This window comes from Saccharothrix sp. NPDC042600 (genome assembly GCF_040647305.1).
In the GTDB taxonomy this organism is placed as follows: Bacteria; Actinomycetota; Actinomycetes; order Mycobacteriales; family Pseudonocardiaceae; genus Actinosynnema; species Actinosynnema mutabilis.
Genome location: NZ_JBEZBW010000009.1, coordinates 34,992 through 57,259 on the forward strand (window position 1 = coordinate 34,992; position 22,268 = coordinate 57,259).

General features: G+C 73.1%; 18 protein-coding genes. 6 read left to right on the forward strand and 12 right to left on the reverse strand.

Going from position 1 to position 22,268, the window contains the following annotated elements:
* Positions 1-6: 6 nt before the first annotated feature.
* The 3 genes from AB0A74_RS09350 to AB0A74_RS09360 all read right to left on the reverse strand — a co-directional run bounded on the left by AB0A74_RS09350 (position 7) and on the right by AB0A74_RS09360 (position 3,165).
* A complete protein-coding gene (locus AB0A74_RS09350; protein WP_358248341.1) occupies positions 7-909 on the reverse strand; it encodes a carbohydrate ABC transporter permease in 903 nt (300 codons plus the stop codon).
* Positions 906-1,796 (reverse strand): sugar ABC transporter permease, encoded by an 891-nt coding sequence (locus AB0A74_RS09355; protein WP_343934696.1) that lies wholly within the window; start codon positions 1,794-1,796, stop codon positions 906-908. Before AB0A74_RS09355 ends, AB0A74_RS09350 begins: the two co-directional genes overlap by 4 nt.
* Before the next feature lie 61 nt (positions 1,797-1,857).
* Entirely contained in the window at positions 1,858-3,165 is a 1,308-nt protein-coding gene (locus tag AB0A74_RS09360; RefSeq protein ID WP_358248342.1) for a sugar ABC transporter substrate-binding protein, read from the reverse strand.
* A 230-nt stretch (positions 3,166-3,395) separates the two neighbouring features.
* Here AB0A74_RS09360 and AB0A74_RS09365 point away from each other — a divergent pair, with 230 nt between their 5' ends.
* The 3 genes from AB0A74_RS09365 (at position 3,396) to AB0A74_RS09375 (ending at position 9,134) form a co-directional block, all read left to right on the forward strand.
* Positions 3,396-5,159, forward strand: a complete 1,764-nt coding sequence (locus AB0A74_RS09365; RefSeq protein ID WP_358248343.1) for a DUF2264 domain-containing protein — start codon at positions 3,396-3,398, stop codon at positions 5,157-5,159.
* The gene (locus tag AB0A74_RS09370) at positions 5,156-7,981 is read left to right on the forward strand and encodes a polysaccharide lyase family 8 super-sandwich domain-containing protein (protein WP_358248344.1); all 2,826 of its coding nucleotides are present in this window, start codon (positions 5,156-5,158) and stop codon (positions 7,979-7,981) included. The genes AB0A74_RS09365 and AB0A74_RS09370 overlap by 4 nt, the downstream gene beginning before the upstream one ends.
* A gap of 61 nt (positions 7,982-8,042) precedes the next feature.
* Positions 8,043-9,134: a substrate-binding domain-containing protein gene (locus AB0A74_RS09375; protein ID WP_358248345.1), complete on the forward strand. Its 1,092-nt coding sequence runs from the start codon at positions 8,043-8,045 to the stop codon at positions 9,132-9,134.
* Positions 9,135-9,144: 10 nt separating this feature from the next.
* On the opposite strand, the gene AB0A74_RS09380 is transcribed toward AB0A74_RS09375, so the two are convergent.
* The 5 genes from AB0A74_RS09380 to AB0A74_RS09400 form a co-directional block, all read right to left on the reverse strand.
* Positions 9,145-9,456 carry a metalloregulator ArsR/SmtB family transcription factor gene (locus AB0A74_RS09380; RefSeq protein WP_358248346.1) on the reverse strand — a complete coding sequence of 104 codons (312 nt, stop codon included), beginning with the start codon at positions 9,454-9,456 and terminating at the stop codon, positions 9,145-9,147.
* Positions 9,457-9,470: 14 nt separating this feature from the next.
* Positions 9,471-11,990, reverse strand: coding sequence for a non-ribosomal peptide synthetase (locus AB0A74_RS09385; RefSeq protein ID WP_358248347.1), 2,520 nt, complete (start codon positions 11,988-11,990; stop codon positions 9,471-9,473).
* Positions 11,987-13,000 carry an ABC transporter ATP-binding protein gene (locus AB0A74_RS09390; protein ID WP_358248348.1) on the reverse strand — a complete coding sequence of 338 codons (1,014 nt, stop codon included), beginning with the start codon at positions 12,998-13,000 and terminating at the stop codon, positions 11,987-11,989. Before AB0A74_RS09390 ends, AB0A74_RS09385 begins: the two co-directional genes overlap by 4 nt.
* On the reverse strand, positions 12,997-14,373 hold the full coding sequence (locus tag AB0A74_RS09395; protein WP_358248349.1) for an iron ABC transporter permease: 1,377 nt from the start codon (positions 14,371-14,373) through the stop codon (positions 12,997-12,999). The genes AB0A74_RS09390 and AB0A74_RS09395 overlap by 4 nt, the downstream gene beginning before the upstream one ends.
* A 125-nt stretch (positions 14,374-14,498) precedes the next feature.
* On the reverse strand, positions 14,499-15,518 hold the full coding sequence (locus AB0A74_RS09400) for an iron ABC transporter substrate-binding protein (protein WP_358248350.1): 1,020 nt from the start codon (positions 15,516-15,518) through the stop codon (positions 14,499-14,501).
* 124 nt (positions 15,519-15,642) lie between these two features.
* On the opposite strand from AB0A74_RS09400, the gene AB0A74_RS09405 reads away from it, so the two are divergent.
* On the forward strand, positions 15,643-15,777 hold the full coding sequence (locus AB0A74_RS09405; protein ID WP_358248351.1) for a hypothetical protein: 135 nt from the start codon (positions 15,643-15,645) through the stop codon (positions 15,775-15,777).
* Here the strand turns inward: AB0A74_RS09405 and AB0A74_RS09410 are convergent.
* On the reverse strand, positions 15,774-16,364 hold the full coding sequence (locus AB0A74_RS09410) for a short chain dehydrogenase (protein ID WP_358248352.1): 591 nt from the start codon (positions 16,362-16,364) through the stop codon (positions 15,774-15,776). The genes AB0A74_RS09405 and AB0A74_RS09410 overlap by 4 nt on opposite strands.
* 69 nt (positions 16,365-16,433) lie before the next feature.
* Between AB0A74_RS09410 and AB0A74_RS09415 the strand changes: the two genes are divergently transcribed.
* Together AB0A74_RS09415 and AB0A74_RS09420 are read left to right on the forward strand one after the other, a co-directional pair.
* The gene (locus tag AB0A74_RS09415) at positions 16,434-17,282 is read left to right on the forward strand and encodes a LysR family transcriptional regulator (RefSeq protein ID WP_358248353.1); all 849 of its coding nucleotides are present in this window, start codon (positions 16,434-16,436) and stop codon (positions 17,280-17,282) included.
* Between the two features lie 42 nt (positions 17,283-17,324).
* Positions 17,325-18,554: a cyclase family protein gene (locus AB0A74_RS09420; RefSeq protein WP_358248354.1), complete on the forward strand. Its 1,230-nt coding sequence runs from the start codon at positions 17,325-17,327 to the stop codon at positions 18,552-18,554.
* A gap of 3 nt (positions 18,555-18,557) precedes the next feature.
* Here AB0A74_RS09420 and AB0A74_RS09425 read toward each other — a convergent pair whose 3' ends face one another.
* The 3 genes from AB0A74_RS09425 to AB0A74_RS09435 are packed head-to-tail and all read right to left on the reverse strand — an operon-like array spanning position 18,558 to position 22,206.
* On the reverse strand, positions 18,558-19,949 hold the full coding sequence (locus AB0A74_RS09425) for a serine/threonine-protein kinase (RefSeq protein ID WP_358248355.1): 1,392 nt from the start codon (positions 19,947-19,949) through the stop codon (positions 18,558-18,560).
* Complete coding sequence (locus AB0A74_RS09430) at positions 19,946-20,749, reverse strand: SAM-dependent methyltransferase (RefSeq protein ID WP_358248356.1); 804 nt, start codon at positions 20,747-20,749, stop codon at positions 19,946-19,948. Before AB0A74_RS09430 ends, AB0A74_RS09425 begins: the two co-directional genes overlap by 4 nt.
* 35 nt (positions 20,750-20,784) lie before the next feature.
* On the reverse strand, positions 20,785-22,206 hold the full coding sequence (locus AB0A74_RS09435; RefSeq protein WP_358248357.1) for an APC family permease: 1,422 nt from the start codon (positions 22,204-22,206) through the stop codon (positions 20,785-20,787).
* Positions 22,207-22,268 lie beyond the last annotated feature (62 nt).

Sequence of the window (22,268 nt, forward strand, 5' to 3'; positions counted from 1 at the left end):
GCTCTCCTACTTCACGGCGCCGGAGGTCATCCCGGCTTTCCAGTGGCGTTGCAGGGACAGGAAGGCGATCACCACCGGCACGACCGCCAGCAGCGCGCCGGTGATGGTCAGCGGGTAGTACTCCGGCTCGGCGGTCACGACGGTGTGCCACGAGTACAGGCCGAGGCTCAACGGGTACAGCTCGCGGTCGGACAGCATCACCAGGGGCAGGAAGAAGTTGTTCCAGATGCCGGTGAACTGGAACAGGAAGATCGTCACGAACCCGGGCATGAGCATCCGCAGCGAGATCGACCAGAACGTGGTCAGCTCGCCCGCGCCGTCCACCCGCGCGGCCTCCAGCACCTCGCCGGGCACGTAGCCCGCGCTGAAGATCCGCGCCAGGTACACGCCGAACGGGTTGACCAGCACCGGCACGAACACCGCCCAGAACGTGTTCACCACGCCCAGCTCGGAGGCCAGCAGGTACAGCGGCAGCGCCAACGCCGTCGTCGGCACCAGCACGCCCAGCAGCACCACCCCGAACAGCTTCTCCTTGCCCCTGAAGGAGAACTTGTCGAACGCGTACCCGCAGGCCACGGAGCAGAACGCGCCCAGCCCCGCGCCGCCGACCGCGTACAACAGGCTGTTGAGGTACCAGCGCAGGTACACACCGCCGTCCGCCGACGCCAGGTCGCCGAGGTTGTCGAAGAAGTGGAACTCGGTGAGGGTGAAGGCGTTGCCGGACAGGTCGCCCAGGCTCTTGGTCGAGGCCACCAGCAGCCACGTCAGCGGCAGCACGGTGTACGCGGTGGCCAGCAGCAACGCCGTGTTGACCGCGATCTTGGAGGCCCACATCGGCTTGCGGCGCGGAGCGCGGGGGACGACCGGGGCCGGTCGGGTCACGGGGGGCTTGGTCATGGTCGTGGTCACGCGGCCCCCTTGCGGTTGCCGACGCGTGTCACGACGAACGACAGCAGCGCCGCCACCGCGGCCAGCAGGATCGAGGCGGCGGCGGCCACCCCGTAGTCGCCGCGGCGGAACGCGGCGTCGTAGGCGTACATGTTGGGCGTCCAGGTGGTGTTGACCGCGGGGTTGGCCCCGTTGAGGATCATCGGCTCGGTGAACAGTTGCAGCGCCCCGATGACGGTGAACAGCACGGTCATCACGACCGCGGCCCGGATCATCGGCAGCTTGATGCTCAACGCGGTGCGCAGCTCGCCCGCGCCGTCGACCGAGGCGGCCTCGACGACCTCGCGCGGGATCGCTTGCAGGGCGGCGTAGAAGATGACCACGTTGTAGCCGACCCACTCCCACAGCGAGATGTTGATGACCGAACTCAGGGCGTGGTCGCTGGACAGGAAGTTCCAGGTCAGCCCGCCCTCGCGCATCGCCTCGACGACGGGGGACAGGCCCGGGGTGTAGAGGTAGAGCCAGATGATCGCGGCGATGATGCCCGGCACCGCGTGCGGCAGGTACAGGGTGAGCTGGAAGAACCGCTTGGCGCGGGCCAACGTGGAGTCCAGCAGCAGCGCCAGCAGCAGCGCGCCGCCGACCATGACCGGGATGTAGCCCAGGACGTAGCCCGCGATCACGGCGAAGCCGTCGCGGAAGGCCGGGTCGCCCAGCGCGTGCAGGTAGTTGCCCAGGCCGGTGAACAGCGTCTCGGTGCCGCCGAACCCGAGCCCGGAGGACCGCTCGGTGAACAGGCTGAGGTAGGCCGCGTACCCGATCGGCACCACCAGGGTGCCCAGGAACAGGGCGAAGAACGGGGCCATCAGCAGCGTCGCCGCGCCGCGGTGGGACTTCTTGGCTGACATCGCCTTCTCGCTCGTGTCAGGGGTGCGCCCCGGCCGGTGGCCGGCCGGGGCGCCGCGGTGGTCAGGAGACGTTCAGGCCGCGCTTCTTCAGCTCGTCCACGGTGGACTTCTGCGCCTTGCCCAGGGCGTCGGTGAGCGTGCCGCCGCTGGTGACGGTGCCGAAGTTGTCCTTGAGCGTGCCGTTCGTGGCGAACATGCTCGGGCCCCACGTCCAGCCGTTCTTGATCGTGCCGGCCGCGTCCTTGTAGACGCTGTAGGCGTCCTGGCCGCCGAAGAAGCCGTTGTCGAAGCTCTTGGCCGCCACCGGCACCATGTCCGCCGCCGCCGGGTACATCGTGGACTTGGCGATGCCGATGCGGGTGGTGATGGCCTGCTCGTTGGTGGTCATCCAGCCGATGAACTTCACCGCGGCCCCGACCTTCTTGCTGTCCTTGGTCACCGCGAACGTGCTGCCGCCGTACATGCCGCTGGCCGGGGTGCCCCAGTGCGGGATCGGCGCGACGGCCCACTTGCCGGCCTGGTCGGGCTGGTTGGCGCGCAGCGCGCTGCCCGCGCCCCACGACGCGCCGACGTAGGAGACGGTCTCACCGGCCTTGACACTGGCGTTCCACTCCTGGGAGAACGCGGACTGCACGCGCACCAGGTCGTCGGAGACCAGCCCCTGCCAGTACTCGGCGACCTCCTTGGACTTCGGGTCGTCGATGGAGACGTTCCACGAGTCGCCGCTGGTGCCGAACCACTTGCCGCCGGCCTGCCAGGCCAGCGAGGCGAAGTGGCCGGGGTCGTCGGGGAAGAACGTGCCGATGCGGGCCTTCGGGTCGGCCTGCTTGACCTTCGCGGCGGCGGCCTTGTACTCGTCCCACGTCTTCGGCGGGGTGATGCCGTTGGCGTCGAAGAAGTCCTTGCGGTAGTACAGGACCATCGGGGAGGCGTCCAGCGGCACCGCCCACGTCTTGCCGCCCAGCTCGGTCAGGGCCCGGATCTGGTCGGGGAACTTCGACTTGAGCTCGCCGACGTGCGGCGTGAGGTCGGCCAGGCTGCCCTGGCTGACGTAGTCGGGCAGCACCGGGTACTCGATGTTGAGCACGTCCGGCGCGTTGCCCGCCTTGATGGCGTTGGTCATCTTGGTGTAGCCGCCCGCCGCGCCCGACGGGATCTGCTCGAACTTCACCTTGACGTCGGTGTGCAGCGCGTTGAACGCGTCGACCACCTCGGCGGAACCCTTGGTCCACGTCCAGAAGGTGATCTCGGTCGGACCGCTGCTCTGGGCGGCGCCCCCCGACGCGCCACCGCCTCCGCAGGCCGCCACCAGACCCAGGGCGGCCAGTGCCCCGATCGCGCCCAGTCTGGTTCGAATCTTGTGCCGCATCTCACGCTCCAGGGGGTCGTCTCGCAGTGGCGGCAAGTTTTCGTGGCACCCCCAGGCAAGTCAAGGTGAGTCCGATCAAACGAACACAAGTGATCGTCACTCACCGTTTCACCTGTTCACGCTGTTGTGAGTGATCACCATCCGGTGGTGTCGGCGTGCCGGTGTTCGGATTTGACCGACTTGGCCGATCGGGCTTGCCCCGCCCTGTGCCGCCGCCTACTTTCCCGCGAATGCACCCAGCACTGTCGCTGCCGGCGCCCGACGCACCGCTCAACCCGCGCACCGGGTGGGGCCGGGCGCACTGGGAGGCGGTCGCCGACCACCTCGTGGCGGGCATCCTGCGCCACCGGTCGCCGGGCGGCGCGTTCCTGCGGCCACCGGGGCGGACGAGCTGGTCCGGGCCGGACAGCGACGGGCTGGAGGGGTTCGCGCGCAGCTTCCTGCTCGCGTCGTTCCGGCTGGCCGGGGCGGGCGGCGCGGACCCGCACGGGTGGCTGGAGCGGTACGCGGAGGGGTTCGCCGCCGGCACGTCCGGCGAGCCGTGGCCCGCGATCGCGGACCGCGCTCAGCCGCTGGTCGAGGCGGCGTCGCTGGTCATCGGCCTGCGGTTGACCCGTGAGTGGCTGTGGGACCGGTTGGCCGACCCCGTGCGGCAGCGGGTCGTGGACTGGCTGGCGGTCGGGGCGCGGGTCGAGCCGGTGGACAACAACTGGTGGCTGTTCTCCGTGCTCGTGGCCGACTTCCTGGAGTCGGTGGGCGTGGCCGACGGCGTGGGGGTCCGGGAGCGCGGGCTGGCGCGGATCGAGTCGTTCCACGTGGGGCGCGGCTGGTACTCCGACGGCCCGAACCGGTCGTTCGACTACTACAACGGCTGGGCCATCCACTTCTACCTCGGCCTGCGGTCCCACCTGTTCGGGCACGCGTTCGACCCGTCCCGGCTGGTGTCGTTCCTGCGCGACCACGTGCACTTCTTCGACCACGACGGCGGCATGGTCCACTTCGGGCGGTCGCTGACCTACCGCGTGGCGTCGGTGGCCCCGCTGTGGCTGGGCGCGCTGCTGGACGTCTCGCCGCTGCCGCCGGGGGAGACCCGGGGCATCGCCAGCGCGACCCTCAAGCACTTCGTCGACCGGGGCGCGATCCGCGACGGCGTGTGGACGGCCGGCTGGTACGGGCCGCACGAGCCGACCCTCCAGGCCTACTCCGGGTCGGCCTCGCCGTACTGGGCGGCCAAGGGGTTCCTCGGGCTGGTGCTGCCGCCTTCGCACCCGGTGTGGACCGAACCGGAGACGCGGACCGAGCACGCCCCCGTGGCCGCCCTGCCCGAACCCGGGTTCCTGCTGCACCGGGCCCCCGGCGACGGCACCGCGCGGCTGGTCAACCACGGCAGCACCGACCACCCCGGCGACCCCCTGTACGACCGGATCGCCTACTCCTCGCGCACCGGGCCGACCGTCGAGCCCGCGGACAACACGTTCGCCGTGCTGGTGGACGGGGTGTGGTGCGGGCGGCCGGCGCTGGAACCGGCGGGCGCCGGGCCGGACTGGGCGGCGTCGCGGCACGTCGCCGCGCCCGGCGTGGCGGTCGAGGCGGTCAGCGTGGTGCGCGGGGCGAGCGAGGTCCGCGTGCACCGGACCCCGCCGGGGTCGGTCGTGCGGCACACCGGCTGGCCGCTGGCCGGCGCCGCCGCCACCACCGACGACCTCGCGGTCCGCACGACGGCGGGCGGGATGACGGCGGACCTCGTCGGCCTGTTCGGCTACGACTCCGCCGAAGCCCTCGACGCGCCCGAGGGCACCGCGTTCGGCCGCCCCGCCGTGGTCCCCGCCCTGCACGGGACCGGCGACCTGTTCGTCTGCCGGGTCGCCCTGAGCGCGACCACGCCACCCACCGCCACCGCCGAGCGCACCGACCGGGGCGTGCGGATCGCGTGGTCGGACGGCACCACCCACCACGTCGACCTCGACGACCTCTCCGTGAGGAGTGACGCATGACCCTGTCCCGCAGGCACTTCCTGCTCGCGAGCACCGTCACGGCCCTGACCCTCTCCGGCGCCCCGGCCCTCGCCGAGGACGCCTACTCGTCCCTGCGCGCCCGCTGGCGCGACCTGCTGACCGGCGTCGGCTACGACCCGGCCGCCGAACCGTTCGCGTCCGCCCTGCACCGGACCGGGCAGCAGGCGGGGGAGTACCTGGCGGCGATGAGCCCCGGCACGTCCTCGCTGTGGCCGGACCTGCCCATCGGGACGGTGTCGGCCAACGTGACCACCTCGCACGCCCGGCTGCGCACGATGGCGCTGGCCTTCGTCCAACCCGGCACCGGCCACACCGGGTCGGGCACGCTGCTCACCGCCATCACCACCGGCCTGAAGTGGTTGCGGGACAACGCCTACACCGCCGGCCGCGCGACCTACGGCAACTGGTGGGACTGGCAGATCGGCACCCCGCAGCGGCTGCTGGACATCTGCGTGCTCGTGGACGCCCCGCTGTTGGCCGACCACCTGGCCGCCGTGGACCACTACGTGCCCAGTTCGCGGGTCGCCAAGTACAGCGGCACCAGCACCGGCGCGAACCGGGTTGACCTGTGCCACGTCCTGGCGCTGCGCGGCGTGCTCGGCGCGTCCGACGCGAAGCTGACCACCGCGCGCGACGGGTTGTCGCCGGTGTTCCCGCACGTCCTGACCGGTGACGGCATGTACGCCGACGGCTCGTTCGTGCAGCACACCCACGTCCCGTACGCGGGCAGCTACGGCGCGGTGCTGCTCGGCGGGCTCGGGCGGGTGCTGACGCTGCTGTCCGGCTCGACGTGGGAGGTGACCGACCCGAACCGGCAGCTCCTGCTGGACGCCGTCACCACCACCTTCGCCCCGTGGATCATGAACGGCCTGGTCATGGACGGCGTGTCCGGTCGGGCGATCAGCCGGGGCGACCAGAACGACCACACGCGCGGGCACGCGATCATGGGCAGCATCCTGGTCGTGGCGTCCTCCGGCCTGGGGTCCGCGGCGGAGGTCGCGCGGTGGCGCGGGCTGGTGAAGGGGTGGATCGAGCGCGGCAAGTACAGCCCGTACTTCGCCGACACCACGGTGGCGGTGCCCGAGCTGGCGCGGGCCAAGGCCGTGGTCGACTCGTCGGTGGCGGCACTTGCGCACCCGGTGGGGCACAACCTGTTCGCCGCCATGGACCGGGCCGTGCACCGTCGTCCGCAGTGGACGTTCTCGGTGAGCATGTCGTCGGCGCGCACCACGTACTACGAGGTCGGCAACGGCGAGAACCTGCGTGGCTGGCACACCGGCAGCGGCATGACCTACTGGTGGGGCGACACCTATGGCAACGGCCAGTACTCCGACGCGTTCTGGCCGACCGTGGACCCGTACCGGCTGCCCGGCACCACGGTGTCGCGCAAGGCGCTGGCCGACGGCGCGGGCGGTGACTGGAACGCGACCCGGCCGAACAACACGTGGGCGGGCGGCGCGAGCGACGGCACGTACGCCGCGCTGGGCCAGGACGTGCGGGGCCTGCAGAGCACGCTGACCGGGCGCAAGTCGTGGTTCTGCCTGGACGACCAGGTGGTGTGCCTGGGCGCGGGCATCACGGCGACCGACGGCGTGGCCGTGGACTCCGTGGTGGACAACCGCAACCTCGGCGCGACCGGCACCCACCCGCTGGTGGTGGACGGCACGACGCAGTCGGCGGCGCTGGGCTGGTCGCAGCGGTTCACCGGGGCCCAGTGGATGGCGATCGGCGGGTTCGGCGGGTACGTGTTCCCCGGCGGGGCGACCGTGGACGCGGCGCGGACCGCGCGGACCGGCGCGTGGCGCGACGTCAACCGGGGCGGTGGCGCGGACCCGATCACGCGCCGCTACCTGACCCTGTGGTTCGACCACGGCACGGACCCGACCGGCGCGAGCTACAGCTACGTCCTGCTGCCCGGCGCGACCGCGACCGCCACGGCCGCCCGCGCCGCGAACCCGACCGCCGTGGTCCTGAAGAACACCGCCGACGTCCAGGGCGTCTCCGCGCCGAACACCCACGCGGCCAACTTCTTCGCGGCCGGCACGTGCGGCCCGATCACGGTGGACGCCCCGTGCTCGGTGCTGGTGCGCCGCACCGGCGGGCAGGTGTCGGTGACGGTCGCCGACCCGACCCGCAAGGCCACCACCGTGCTGGTCACCCTGACCGACAACGGCTTCACCACCGCCACCGGCGACCCCACGGTGACCGTGCTCGGCACATCGGGCACCACCAGGCTCCTGGTCGAGGTGGGCGGCTCGCTGGGCCGCAGCCACACCGTCACCCTGGGCGCCGGCACGGCCCTGAGCCCGCGGACCGCGCGCACGGTCACCCCGTCCGCCGACGCCTACGTCCGGGACGGTTCGTACGCGGGCACGAGCTACGGCACCGACCCGACGCTGGTGGTGAAGTCGGCGTCCGGCACCGGCTACACGCGCAACTCGTACCTGAAGTTCGACCTGTCGTCCCTGCCGACCGCGCCGACCCGGGCCGTGTTGTGGGTGCACGGCAAGGTATCGGACGCGGACGGCACGCACACCACGTTGTCCGCCAACGGGGTCACGGCCGCGTGGTCGGAGTCGGTCACCTGGGACACCCGCCCCGCGCTGGGTTCCGTCGTCGCGACCGGCCAGGTCAGCACGACAGCCGACTGGATCCCGTTGGACGTCACGGCGTTCGTCCGGTCGCGGTTCGCCGTGGACCGGAACGTGTCGCTGGGCCTGAGCGGCAGCGCGCTCGCCGTCGTCCTGAACAGCCGCGAGAACTCCGCCCACCGCCCGTTCCTGGAAGTACTCACGGATTGAACGTTTCTACGGATAGGATCCCGGGACGATCGCTTTGATCGTTCGCTCACCGGAGGTGCGCATGGACGCGAGCCGCAGGCACCACGCGATCCTCATGGCCGTGCGCAGGGACGGCAGCGTCCGCGCCGCCGAACTGGCCGCCCAGCTGGGCGTCTCCGCCATCACCGTGCGCCGCGACCTGGCGGAGCTGGAGGCGCGGGGCGACGTCAGCCGGGTGCACGGCGGCGCGGTGCTGCCCAGCGCCATCCGCGACACCCTGGTCACCCCGTCGGTGCCCAGGGTCGCGGGCCGGCGGCCGACGATCGGCATGGTGATACCGGCCGCGAGCCAGTACTTCCGCGAGATCGTGGAGGGGGCGCGGCGGGCGGCGCAGGCGCGGGACATCAAGCTGGTGCTGGCGGTGTCGGACTACAACCTCGACGACGACCGGTCCCACGTGCAGCGCCTGCTGGAGGCGAAGGTGGACGGCCTGCTGCTGACCCCCAGCGAGCCGTTCTCCCGCCTGGCGCCGGCCCTGGACTGGATCGCCGACCTGCCGATCCCGGTGCTGTTCGTGGAACGCTCCCACGAGCCGACCGCGCACCTGCACCCGGTGGAGTACGTGTCCAGCGACCACCAGCACGGCGCGATCCAGGCAGTGCGCCACCTGGTCGAGCTGGGCCACCGGAACATCGCCCTGGTGACCTGCCAGTCCCCGACCAGCGGCTGGATCACCCGCGGCTACGACGCGGCGGTGGAGGCGATGGGCCTGGCCCCCGACATGCCCCGCCACGAGAACCACACGCACGAGGAGATCACCCAGGGCCTGGACGACATCCTCGACGGCTTCGAGCGCTCGGGCGTCACGGCGGTGCTCGCGCACCCGGACAGCATCGCCATCCAGGTGCTGCAACGGGCGCGGCAGCGGGGCCTGGTCGTGCCGGACGACCTGTCGGTGATCGCCTACGACGACGAGTTCGCGGGCCTGGCGGACATCCCGTTGACGGCGGTGGCCCCGCCCCGCGAGAACGTGGGCCGGCTCGCGGTCGAGTTCCTGCTCAGGAAGCTGCACAGCGGCCGGTCGGACCGAGCCGAACTGCACATCCACCTCCTGCCGCACGTGGTGGTCCGCGCCTCGACCGCCGCCCCCCGCGCGACACCGGCCGACGGCTGACGCCGCGCGGTCAGTCCGCGGCGAGGACGGTGGTGACCAGGTTCGGGAAGCGGGCGTCGAGTTCGGCCAGGCGCAGGGTGTTCATGCGCCTGCGGCCGTCGTCCCACTGGCGGATCAGGCCCGCTTCCCGCAGCGTGCGGAAGTGGTGGCTCAGGGTGGACGCGGCCATCGGCAGGCCGAACGTCCCGCACGCCCGATCGCCCTCGCTGACCAGCAACCGGACGATCCGGCGCCGCGTCGGGTCGGCCAGGGCCCGCAGCACGTCGTCCACCGTCACCTCGGCGATGTCCGGGTGGGTCAGCGGAGTCCAGCGGCCCGGCATGCTCCAGCGCCCTCTCAGGTCTTTTCGACACCTACCGAAGACCGTACTCCTGCCGCGGACCGTTCGAGGGGTCTGGAGAAGACGACGCTGCGCCACCGCGACGCGAACCGGGTGACCCGCCACGCCGCGATCCCGCCCACCAGGCTCAACACGACCACGACGGCGGGCGGGAAGAACTCCAGCAACGGCGGGAACAGCGCGTAGTGCGTCAGGTAGATGTAGAGCGACGCGCTCGCCACCAGGCTCACCACACCGACCAACGGCCTGGGCAGCGGCACCCGGCTCGACGCCAGCAGCAGCGCCAGCCCGGCCAGCACGACACCCTCCCGCGCCGGGTCGTCGAACGACCCCGGCACCAGGACCATCGCCACCGACAGCACCGCGCACCGGCGCACGACCGAGTCCGCCCGGAACGCCAGCCACCCCAGGGCGAAGAACCACACCGCGCCCAAGGTCGTCATGTTCCGGTCCGCGAAGGAGGCGTCCGCCCCGAACAGCGACCGCGGCAACGACAACAGCACCAGAGCGGCGAAGGCGAACGCGAACCCCCGCGCCCGTTCCCACTCCCGCACGCGGGGCACCGCGAACACCAGGGCCAGCAGCACCAGCACGTGCACCAGCACCTCGACGAACCAGTACCCGACCGCCCCGGTGCGCACGAAGTTGTTGACCAGCACCACGTTCACCCACGTCACGTCGTCGGTGGTGAACACCCGGTAGGTCAGCCACAACGACGTCGGCACGGCCACCAGCGCCGCGCCGCGCAGGATCCGCCGGGGCGCGGCGGGCAGCAGGAACCGGGCGAAGTTCCAGCCGGCGATCACCAGCAGCAGGTGCGCGCCGCCGGTCACGTCGAACACCTTCACGTGCGAGCCGACGACCAGCACGATCGCCAACGCCCGCAACACGATGTCCGTCTCCACCCGCGGCACCCGGCGCGGCGCGACCCGCCGCCGCTCCAGCACGGACACCGGCAGCGTCTGCCAGTCCGCCGGCAACCGGCCCAGCAGCCGTTCCAGTTCGACCGACACGCGCACGTAGGTCAGCGAGTCACCGCCCAACGAGACGAACGTCGAGTCGTCGCGGACCTCCTCGCCCAACGCCGACGCGAACAACTCCCGCACCGACCCGGCCGCACCCGCACCGCCGCCGCCCGCGCCCGCACCGCCGCCCGCGCCGCCGCCACCCGCACCGCCGCCAGCACCCGCACCGAGTCGCGTGACCGCCCGGTAGTCCACCTTCCCGTTGTCCAGCAAGGGGAACTCGTCCACCCGCACCACCCGCACGGCCGCACCCGGCAGCCCGAACCGCGACCGCACCAACGCCCCGGCCCGCCGCGCGCCGTTCGCCAGCCCCCGGGCACGCACGGCGACGACCAGCACGTCGTCGTCTCCGGCGCACACCGCCGCCACTCCGGACTCGGCGAGCACCCGCTCCACCCGGTCCAGGTCCACCCGCAGCCCGAACGGCTTGACGAACCGGCTCCGCCGACCCACGACCTCGTACAGGCCGTCCGCGGTGCGCCGTCCCAGGTCGCCCGTGCGCAACTCCCACGTGGTGCGGCCCAGCGCCAGGTCCGCCGGGCCGCACGCGTACCCGAGCATGACGTTCGGCCCGCGGTAGACCAGTTCGCCGTCCACCACGTCGAACGACCCGCCCGGCACCGGCACGCCGATCGCCGACGGGTGCGTGCGCGCCAGCTCCGGCGGCAGGTAGGCCATCCGCGCGGTCGCCTCGGTCTGCCCGTACATGACGAAGAACCGCCAGCCGCGCGCCTCGCCCAGCGCCGCGTACGCCGCCACCCGCTCGGGCGCGAGCCGGCCGCCGGCCTGGGTGACGTAGCGCAGCGACGGCAGGTCCCGGTCGGCGAAACCGGTGCCGTCCAACAGGTCGAACGTGTGCGGCACCCCGTGCAGGCTGGTGACGTCGTCGCGCGACACCAGGTCCCAGAACTCCGGGTCCACCACGGACCGGTCGGTCAGCACGAGTCCCGCGCCGCGCGACAGGTTGCTGTTGACCACCGAGAGCCCGTAGCAGTAGTGCATCGGCAACGAGGTGATCGCCCGGTCGGTGGGCCGGATGTCCAGGTACTCCGCGATCGCCTCGGCGTTGGCGCGCAGGCCCTCCGCCGACAGCCGCACCAGCTTGGGCGAGCCCGTGGTGCCGGAGGTGGACAGCAGCAGCGCCAGTTCGGGGTGCAGGTCGTGGGCGGTGCCGGCGCGGCGTTCGACCAGGTCGCCGTCGACCACGACGTCCGGGTCGTACGCCTGCGCCAACGCCTCCACCTGGCCCGGCGCGCACAGCAGCACCGGGTGCCCGCCGCGCAACGCCGCCAGGTACGCCACGAGCGAGTCCACGTCGTTGCGGGTGGCCAGCAGCACCAGCCGCCGCGTGGTCCCGAGCCGGTCGGCGACGTCGGCCACCCGCCGGTCCAGGTCGGCGTAGGAGAGCTCGTCGCGACCGCTGATGACGGCCACTCGCGAGCCGTGGGCGGCCAGGCCGGCAGCGAACCCGAGGTCGGCGGTGGCGGTCACCCGGCACCGCCCGCGAAGAACAGCGCCGGACCGGTCACGGCCACCGCGCACTCGTCACCCGGCCGCACCGGCAACGGTCCCTGCACGCGCGACCGCACCACGGTGCCGTCGGCCAAGCGCAGCAGCACGGTCGCGTCGTGGCCGTGGAACAGCACGTCCGCCACGGTCGCGGGCACGCCCTCGCCGCCCAGGTGCAGTTGTTCGGGCCGCACCAGCACGGTCCCGGGCCCCTCGCCCCCGACCGCCAGCCGACCCAGCGGCGTCTCGGCCACCCCGTCGCGCGCCTCGCCGGCGAACGTCACCGCCTCGCCCACGAACAACGCCACCCCGAGGTCCGCGGGCGACGTGTAGACCTGGTGCGGCGCACCGAGTTGCGCGACCACACCGCCGCGCAGCACGGCCACCCGGTCGGCGACGCCCAGCGCCTCCTCCTGGTCGTGCGTCACCAGCAGCGCCGTCGCGCCGAACGCCCGCAGCGCCGCCCGCACGTCGACCCGCAGCTCGTCGCGCAACGCCGCGTCCAACGACGAGAACGGCTCGTCCATCAGCACCACACCGGGCCTGGGCGCGAGGGCGCGCGCCAACGCCACCCGCTGTCGCTGCCCGCCCGACAGCTGCGCCGGCATCCGCGCCTCGAACCCGGACAGCCCGACCAGGTCGAGCAGTTCCGCGACCCGCTCGCGCCGCCGCCCGCGCGCCAGGCCGAAGCCGACGTTGCCCGCGACGGTCAGGTGCGGGAACAACGCGCCCTCCTGCGGCACGATCCCGATGCCCCGGCGCTCCGGCGGCACGTCCACCGCGCCGTCCGCGAGGACCCGGTCACCCAACGAGATCGTGCCCGAGCGCACCGGGTGGAACCCGGCCAGCACGCGCAGCAACGTGGTCTTGCCGCAGCCCGAGGGCCCCAGCACGGCCAGCAGGCCGCCGTCGGGCACGTCGAGGTCCACGCCGCGCAGCACCGGTTCCGGGCCGTACCCGGCGACCAGCCCGGTGATCCGCAACCCGCTCATCGGGCACCTCCGCGCAGGAACCGGTCCAGCACCACCGCCGGGATCGCCGCCACCACCAGCAGCACCGCCGCGTAGGGCGCGGCGGCGGCGTAGGCGGCGACCTCGGTCTTCGTCCACAGCTCGGTGGCCAGGGTGTCCACGCCGGTCGGCCGCAGCAGCAGCGTGGCGGGCAACTCCTTGGCACAGGTCAGGAACACCAGCGCGGCGCCGGCGAGTATGCCCGGCGCGGCCAGCGGCACGGTCACCCGCAACCGGGTCTCCGCGCGGCCCTTGCCCAGCGACCGCGCCACGTCCTCCAGCACCGGCGGCGCGTGGGCGACGGCCGTGCGCACCGCGCCCACCGCCAGCGGCAGGAACAGCACCGCGTACGCGAACGCGAGCATCGGCGTCGTCTGGTAGAGGCCGGGCGCGAACCGGATGCCGAAGAACACCAGCGCCAACCCGACCGTGATGCCCGGCAACGCGTGCCCGGCGAAGCTCGCCAGCTCCACCCCGCGCACCAGCGGCCCCCGGTGCCGCGCCGCCAGCACCCCCACCGGCAGCGCCAGGACGATCGTCAGCAGCGCGCCCAGCGCGGACACCGAGATCGTGTTCACCGTCGTGGCGGCCAGGTCGCCGCTGAACACCGACCGCCCCGCCGCGAGCCACCACCCGAGGCTGAACACCGGCGTCCCCAACGACACCGCGACCAGCCCCAGCAGGCCCACGAACGCCGGAACCTTGATGCGCCCCAACGGGACCATGATCGCCGCGCGGTGCTCACGCGTGGCCACCGCGCCCCGCGCCCGGCGTTCGCCGATGGTCAACGCGATCGCCAGCACCACCAGCACGCACCCCAGCACGGCGGCCGGCGTGCGGTCGAACGTGGCGCGGTAGCTGGTGTAGATGCCCAGCGTGAACGCCTCGTACCGCATCAGCGACACCGCTCCGAAGTCGCTGAGCACGTACAGCGCCACCAGCAGCCCGCCGGCCGTCGCGGCGGGCCGGACCTGGCGCAGCGTCACCGACAGGAAGGTCCACAGCCGGCCGCGCCCCAACGACCGCGCGACCTCCTCCACGCCCGGGTCGGCCGTCCGCAACGCCGCCGCCACCGGCAGGAACACGTACGGGTAGGACACCAGCGTCAGCACCAGGAACGCGCCCGCGAACCCGGTGAGCCCGGGGAGCAACGCGATCCACGTGAACCCGGCGACGTAGGACGGCACGGCCAGCGGCAGCACCAGCAGCACGCCGAACACGCGGCGTCCGGGCAGGTCCGACCGCACCACCAGCCACGCGCCCAGCACGCCCAGCACCAGGCACGCGGCCGTCACCGCGCCCGCGAGGGCGAGGCTGCGCACCGCGAGGTCGAGGGTGCGGGTCCGCCACAGCACGCGCCACACCACCCCCGCGCCGTGGTCGAACGAGCGGACGGCGAGGTAGCCGAGGGGGGTCAGGGCGGCCCCGGCGACGACCAGGGCGAGTGCGGTGTTCGTCGGTGCGGCCCGCAGGGGGCCGTTCAGGACAGCCCCGCTTCCTGCAGCAACGCGAGCGTCTGCTGGAGGGACGAGAGCTTGGAGAGGTCGATGTCCGGGCCGTGCAGGTCGGTCAGCGGCGGGAGCTGGTGCTTGCCGGACTTCACGGCCGGGTTGGCGGGGTACTCGGCGGTCTCGTCGGCGAAGTACCGCTGCGCCTGCTCGGACAGCAGGAACCGGACCGCCTTCTGGGCGGCGTCCGCCTTGTCCGATCCGGCGATCACGCCCGCGCCGGCCACGTTGACCAGGCCCAGCGGGTCGCCGCCGGAGACGTGGTGCAGCTTGACCTTCACCGCGTCCGCGCCGTTCTCGGCGACCTTGGCGTACCAGTAGTAGTGGTTGATCAGGCCGATGGGGAGCTGGCCGTCGTTGAGGGCGTTGAGGATGGCGATGTTGTTGTCGTAGCGCTTCGGGTCGTTGGCGGCGAACTTCTTCAGCCAGTCCTTGGCGTACTCCTCGCCCTTGAGCACGCGCACGGAGGTCACGAAGGCCTGCCAGGACGCGTTGGTGGGCGCGTAGCCGACCTTGCCCTTCCACTTCGGGTCCACGACCTGGTCGAGGCTGTTCGGCACGTCCGCCTCGGCCACCACCCGCGGGTCGAACGCCACCACGCGCGCCCGCGCCGACGTCCCGACCCACCGCTTGTCGTCGGCCCGGTACCCGGCGGGCACGAGGTCGAGGACGTCGGCGGGCAGCTCGGCGAGCCGCCCCTGCTCGGCGACGGCCCCCAACGCGCCGGCGTCCTGCGAGAAGAACACGTCCGCCTGCGTCCGCTCACCCTCTTCGAGCAGCTGGGCGGCCATCTCGCCGCTGCTGCCGTACCGGACCTCTACCTTGAGGCCGGTGGCCTGCCGGAGCTGGTCGAGCACCCCGCCGACCAGCTCCTTGTTGCGGCCGGAGTAGATGACGAGGGCGTCCTCGCCACCCCCTTCGGCGCCACACCCGGCAACGGGGGCGATCATCATGGCGAGCACCACGGCTGCGGTGCGTGCGCGACGGATCACTGCACGTCCTCCTCGGACTCACCCCCAGGCGGTCGGAGCGCAGCAAAGGTAAAGCTAGCCTAAGCAGGAGGCAATAACCCGTGGCCGTTACGTGATGCGGCGTCCGCCACATCACCCGTTCGCAGTGCCCGCGCTACTCACGCCGGCCGCACGCCTCGGCGCGGGCGTGACCCCGGCCGGCGAGGGCCACGCCGGTAACCGGGGCGGCCAGGTAGACCGCGCGATGCTCGACCACCAGAGCGACCGGGTCGTGCGCTAGGGGATGAACACCTGCCCGGTCAACGGGCCCTCGACGGAGCGGACGTACGCCTGCGCCACCGCGGCCAGGTCCACCGGCGGCATGCCGGGGAAGAAGTCGCCGTAGGCGTCCAGCGCCTCGGTGACCACCGTCGGGCTCACGGCGTTGACCCGCAGCGGCGCGATCTCCACCGCCGCCGCCCGCACGAACGCCTCCACCGCGCCGTTGGCCAGCGACGCCACCGAGCCCGAGACGATCGGCTCGCGCGCCAGCACGCCCGTGATCAGCGTGAACGAGCCGCTCACGTGCGCCAACCCCTGCCGCACCAGCTCGACCTGGCTGAGCACCTTGCCCGCGAACCCGGCGCGGAAGTCGTCGGCGGTCAGGTCGGCCAGCGGCTTGAACGGCACGTCGCCCGCCGCGCTGACGACCGCGTCCACCGGGCCCGCCGCCGCGTACAGCGCGCCGACCCGCTCCGGGTCGGTCAGGTCGAACCGCAACTCGCCCGACGAGCGGCCGACGGTCAGCACGTCGTGCCCGCGGTCGGCGAAGGTCTTGTGCACGGCCGAGCCGATCAGGCCGGCAGCGCCGATCAGGAGGATCTTCATACCGGGAACGCTAGGGACGCCGAGCTTCGGTGTGAAATGCTTCCCGCCGCGCATTTATGCTCCACGGTCATGAATGTCGAGCTGAGGCACCTGCGGGCGCTCGCCGCGATCGGTGACGAGGGCACCATCACCGACGCCGCCGCCGCGCTGCACGTCAGCCAGCCCGCGCTGTCGCGCACGCTCGACCAGCTCGAACAGCGCCTGGGCACCCGCCTGGTCGAGCGCACCACCCGCAGCCTCGCCCTCACCGACGCCGGGCGGCGCCTGTGGGAGCACGCCCACCGCCTCCTCGCCCAGCTCGACGACGCCCTCGCCGAGGCCGCCGCCGGACCGCGCCCGCTGCGCGTCGGCTTCGGGTGGGCGGCGCTGGGCCGGCACACCCTGCCGCTGCTGCGCGGCTGGCGCGCGGCCCGTCCGGACACGCCCGTGCGGGTGCGGCGGTGCGACGACCCCGAGCAGGCGCTGCGCAAGGGCGAGGTGGACATCGCGTTCATGCGCACGGCGCCGTCCGACACCGGCCTGGCCTCCAGGGTGCTGTACCGGGAACGCCGGATCGCCGCCGTCCCGCACGGCAACCCGTTGGCGGACAAGGAAGTGCTACACCTGGCCGACCTCGCCGACGAACCGGTGGCGCTGTGCTCGACGGCCGCGACCACGAGCGCGGACCTGTGGCCGGAGGGCCTGCGACCGGACACGTTCGAGGTGCCCGGCGTGGACGAGTGGCTCACCACCATCGCGCTCGGCGAGGCCGTCGGCGTGACCACGGAGGCGACCGGGCACAGCCACCCGCACCCCGACATCCGCTACCTGCCGCTGGCCGACGCCACCACCGTGACCGTGCGCCTGGTGTGGCCGCGCCGGCCGACCCACGGCGCGGCGGCGGCGTTCCGGGAGCACGCCGTTACCGCGTTGAGGTGACGTCCGTTGCGCTGACCGCGACCCGACCGGTACTGCTCATGCGTGAACCCCGACCTGCTGCGCAACCACCTGGCCCGCCGTGACCTGCTGAAGCTGGCCGGCGCCGCCGGCCTCGCCGCCACCGTCGTCCCGACCGCCTCCGCCACCGCCGCTCCGGACACCCCGACCGCGGGCAGGCTCGACGACACGCCGTTCGACTATGCCGACCCGGCCAACCTGGCCGACTGGGCGCCCAGCCGCTACGGCCCGGACGACCAGCGCGGCGCGCTCAACGAGGTGACGCCCGCCAAGACCGCCGCCGCGCTGGCCGTGCTCAAGCCGCGCCGCGAGGTCAAGACCTACAACCTCGGCGAGCTGATGTGGAACGGCTTCCCCGCCTTCCGCACCGACCCGCGCCGCACCTACGAGCAGCGGCTGACCATCTGGGGCTACCCGCCGCCGCCGGGGTTCCTGGAGCAGGGCGGCATCCTGGTCGCGCTGGAACCGCTGGGCGTCAACAAGATCAGCGTGCACGAGGAGCGGTTCGAGGCGGAGTTCTCGCCCAAGCACGCCAAGCCGCTGGCCGCGACCTACCAGATCGGCTCGCAGACCGACAACCTCAACCACGTCGGCGCGGCGGAGTTCTTCTACAACGGCAGGCGCGGCCCGGACATCGCCCGCCCGCACGGCACCACGGCGCTGGGCGCGGAGAACATGGGCCCGGTCGTGACCCGCGGCGTGCTGCTGGACGTGCTGGGCGTGAAGCTCGCCCGCGACCGCGTGGCGGACCTGGCGGAGCCCGCGAGCAACGGGAAGCCGTTGCTGCGCGAGAACTACCGCATCACCGTGGAGGACATCAAGGACGCGATGGAGTTCGGCGGGATCGACCGCATCGAACCCGGCGACGTGGTCCTGTTCCACACCGGCTGGAACCAGTTGCTGGCGCGCCGCGACCCGGCCGACATCGCCCGCTGGGAGGGCGCGCGCGGGCTGCCCGGCATCTACCTGCGCGAGGCGCGCTGGCTGGCCCGGTCGCGGCCGGCGATCGTCGGCGGCGACACGTGGGCGCTGGAGGTGCTGGGCAACCCGGTCAACGAGGACGGCACGGCGTTCCCGGTGCACCAGGAGTTCCTGATGCGGCACGGCATCCGCATCGGCGAGTCGTACGTGGTGGACGAGCTGGCGGCGGACCGGGTGCACGAGTTCGTGTTCATCGTGACGCCGCAGTACGCGGAGGGCGCGACGGCCGGCAACACCCCGCCGGCGGCGCTGGGCCAGCCCCGGCGGCGCTGAGGGTCACTCGTCTTCGTCGTCCTTCTTGCCGCCGCCGATCCGTTCGGAGGACAGGACTTCGATGGCGGTGACCTTGCCGTCGGCCACGGTGGCGCGGTGGGTGTCGCGGTGCCTGCCCTTGCGCTCGTACTCGATGCCGATGACGACGGTCGTCGGGCTGTCGGCCTTGGGCGGGGTGGTGATCTGGACCTTGGTCGCGTCCCGCCAGGACCTTTTGTTCTTCGGCAGGTCCTTGTAGTACTCGGCGACGGTGCGTTCGAGCGCGCGGCTGTCCACGGTCGGGGTTGTGGTCGTGGGCTTGGGCTTGGCGGAGGTCGTCGTGGTGGTGGGGGTGGCGGTCGGGGACTCGTCGCCCCGGCTCGCCAGCACGGCCACCACGACGACCACCGCGACGGCCAGTGCCGCGCCGGCGAGCGGCAACGTGCGGTTGGTGCGCGGCGGGGCGGCGGGGTGCGGTTCGAGGCGGGTGCCGGCCGGGGACGCGCCGAGGTCCACCCGGGTCGGCGGGGGAGTGGCTGGGCGGGCGCTCGGCTGCCCGGCCGGCGTCGCGCCCGCCGCCTGCGCTTGCCCGGCCGGCGTCGGCCCGCCCTGCGGAAGGCCGGCTTGGGGCAGGCCGGCTGCCGCGCGGAGGTGGTCGGCGGCTTCGGCCATCGTCGGGCGGGTGGCGGGGTCGGTGCGCATCAGGTCCAGCAGCACCGGGGTCAGCGCTCCCGCCCGGGTCGGCGGTGGGAAGTGGCCCGCCGCGACCGCGTGCAGCAGGGCGATGGCGTTGTCGCCGTCCCCGAACGGCGGGCGGCCCTCCACCAGCGCGTACAGCGTCGCCCCGAGCGCGAAGACGTCCGAGGCCGGGCCCGGGGACCCGCCGCGCGCCACCTCCGGGGCCAGGAACGCGGGCGTGCCGGCCAGCACGCCGGTCCGCGTCACGGTCACGTCCCCGAACGCCCGCGCGATCCCGAAGTCCGTGATCTTCGCCGTCCCGTCCCCGGTCAGCAGGACGTTGCCCGGCTTGACGTCCCGGTGCACGACCCCGGCCGCGTGCGCGGCGGCCAGCGCCGACGCCACCTGCGCGCCGACCCGGGCCGCGTCGGCCACCGGCAGCACCACACCCGACAGCGACCGCCCCGCCACGTGCTCCATCACCAGCACGGGCACGCCGCCGTCGGTCACCACGTCGTGCACGGTCACCGCGTTCGGGTGGTGCAGGCGGGCGGCGATGCGGGCCTCGCGGGCGGCGCGGGCCACGGCCTCCCCGGCGTCCGCGCCCGGCGGCACGACGAGCAGCTTCACCGCCACCTCGCGGTGCAGCCGCTCGTCGAAGGCGCGCCACACGACGCCCATCGCGCCCGCGCCGAGCCGTTCCACCAGCCGGTAGCGCCCGGCGACGACCTCGCTCACGCCTTGCGGCCCACGCCCGCGAAGGTGGACGTCGTGCTCGCGTCCGACACGTCGTCGCCCGGGTCGGGCCGCCACTGCGGCAGGTACACCACGCCCGGCTCGACGATCTCCAGGTCGCCGAACAGCGCGGTGACCTCGCGGCGGTCGCGCATGGTGAAGTCGCCGACGCGGCGGCGGAACTGCCGCGTCCCCTCCTCCGCCCGGTCGGCGTCGCCCTCGAAGCTGGCGTGCGACAGGGCCAGGTGGCTGCCCGGCGCGGCCGGCTCCAGGTAGCGGCGGACCAGTCCCGCCGGGTCGTCGGCGTCGTCCACGAAGTGCAGCACCGCGAACATCAGCACCGCGACCGGCTGCGAGAAGTCGATCAACCGCCGGGTCTCCGCCGCCTCCAGCACGTCCTCGGGGCGGCGCAGGTCGGCCAGCACCGCGTCGGCGTTGGGCTCGTCGCGCAGGATCGCGCGGCTGTGCGCGACGGCCACCGCGTCGCAGTCGACGTAGACGACCCGCGCGGACGGGTCGGTGCGCCACGCGACCTCGTGGACGTTGCCCACGGTCGGGATGCCCGACCCGAGGTCGAGGAACTGGGTGATGCCCTGCCCGGCCAGGTGGGACACCGCGCGGCGCAGGTAGGCGCGGTTGGCGCGCAGGATCGCGGGCAGCCCCGGCATGGCGTTCGTGATCGCCGCGGCGGCGTCCCGGTCCACCTGGAAGTTGTGCGACCCGCCCAGGTGCACGTCGTACACCCGGGCCGGACTCGGCTTCTGCAGGTCGATCTCGGGGCCCACCCACGCCGGTCGTCGCATCCCCAGTCCTTCCCTCGCACGGAACGCGCGACACGCTATCGCGGCGCGGTGTCCGCCGGCACGGGGTCCTCCGGCCCCTTGAGCACCCACGTCCCGCGCCGCCGCACGACCAGCGCGTAGTACAGCGCCGCCACCACGCCGATGCCCGCGGTGATCGCCAGGCTGGGCCGCCCCACCACCGGGTCGAGGAAGTTCGTCCACACCACGTACGCCAGCGCGCCCAGCGCCAGCACCGGCGCGACCGGGAACCACGGCATCCGGTACGCGGCGTGCGCGGTGGTGCCGTTGCGGCGGCCCGCGAGCACCGCCAGGCACAGCGCCGCGTACACCGCGACGATGGACGTGGCCGTGACGACGAGCAGGAAGTCCTTGTCCGCGAAGCACAACGCGGTCGCGAACGCTCCGGTCGCGACGGTCGCGACCCACGGCGTCCCGGTGCCGGGGTGGATCGTCGCCAGCGCCCGGCTGACCGTGCCCGGCCACGCGGTGTCCCGGCCGGTGCTGAACACCATCCGCGAGGTGATCAGGATGATCGCCAGCACCGCGTTGAGGATCGCCAGCGCCACGGCCAGGCTCACCACCGTGTTGACCGCCGACCCGGCCTGCCCGGCGACGAAGTGGGACATCATGTTGTCGGCCGCGAACAGCTCCGGCAGCGACGGCGCGCCCAGCAGCACCGCGGTCACCGGGACCAGTTCGGCGCACACCGTGATCGCCAGCGCCCACAGGATCGCCCGCGCGATGCCGTGGTGGGCGTCGGTGGTCTCCTCGCCGAAGTAGACCGCGGAGCCGTAGCCGTTGTAGGAGAAGATCGCGACCGCCGCCGCGGCCGTGATCACGCCGAAGGACACCGGCCCGGCGGCGCCGACCGGTTCGGTCAGCAGCTCGCCCAGCGGCCGGGCCGGGTCGAGCAGGCCCAGCGCGCTGACCACCGCCAGCGCGGCCAGCTCGATCACCAGGAAGATCCCGGTGATCCACGCGTTGAGCTTGACGTCGAACACCGCGAGCACCGTCGCCCCCGCCGTCGCCACGGCCGCGACGACCGGCCCGTTCAGGCCGGGGAGCAGCACTTCCAGGTAGGTGCCGACGCCCAGCGCGATGACGGCGATGATCAGCAGCTGGGTCACCAGCAGCAGGCCGAGGGTGACGAACCCGGGCAGCCGGCCCAGGGTGCGCGCGACGATGGCGTACTCGCCGCCGCTGAGCGGGTAGGCCGAGGCCAGTTCGGCGTAGACGAACGCCATGAACACGCCGACCACCGCGGCGACCACGAAGCTCCAGAACGCGCCGCTGCCCGCCTGCCCCACCACGCCCGGCGCGATGATGAACACCGAGGACGCGGGCGAGATCGCGGACAGCGTGATGAGCAGCGTGCCGAGCACCTTCAACCCGCGCCGCAGCGCGGGGGCCGACCGCGGGGACGACGGGGACGACTGGGACGACGACCGGTCCGGCATGGCGGTCTCCTTCGCCGAGTTCTTTGACTGGTCATCAAAGAACTCGACCGGACGTTCGTCAA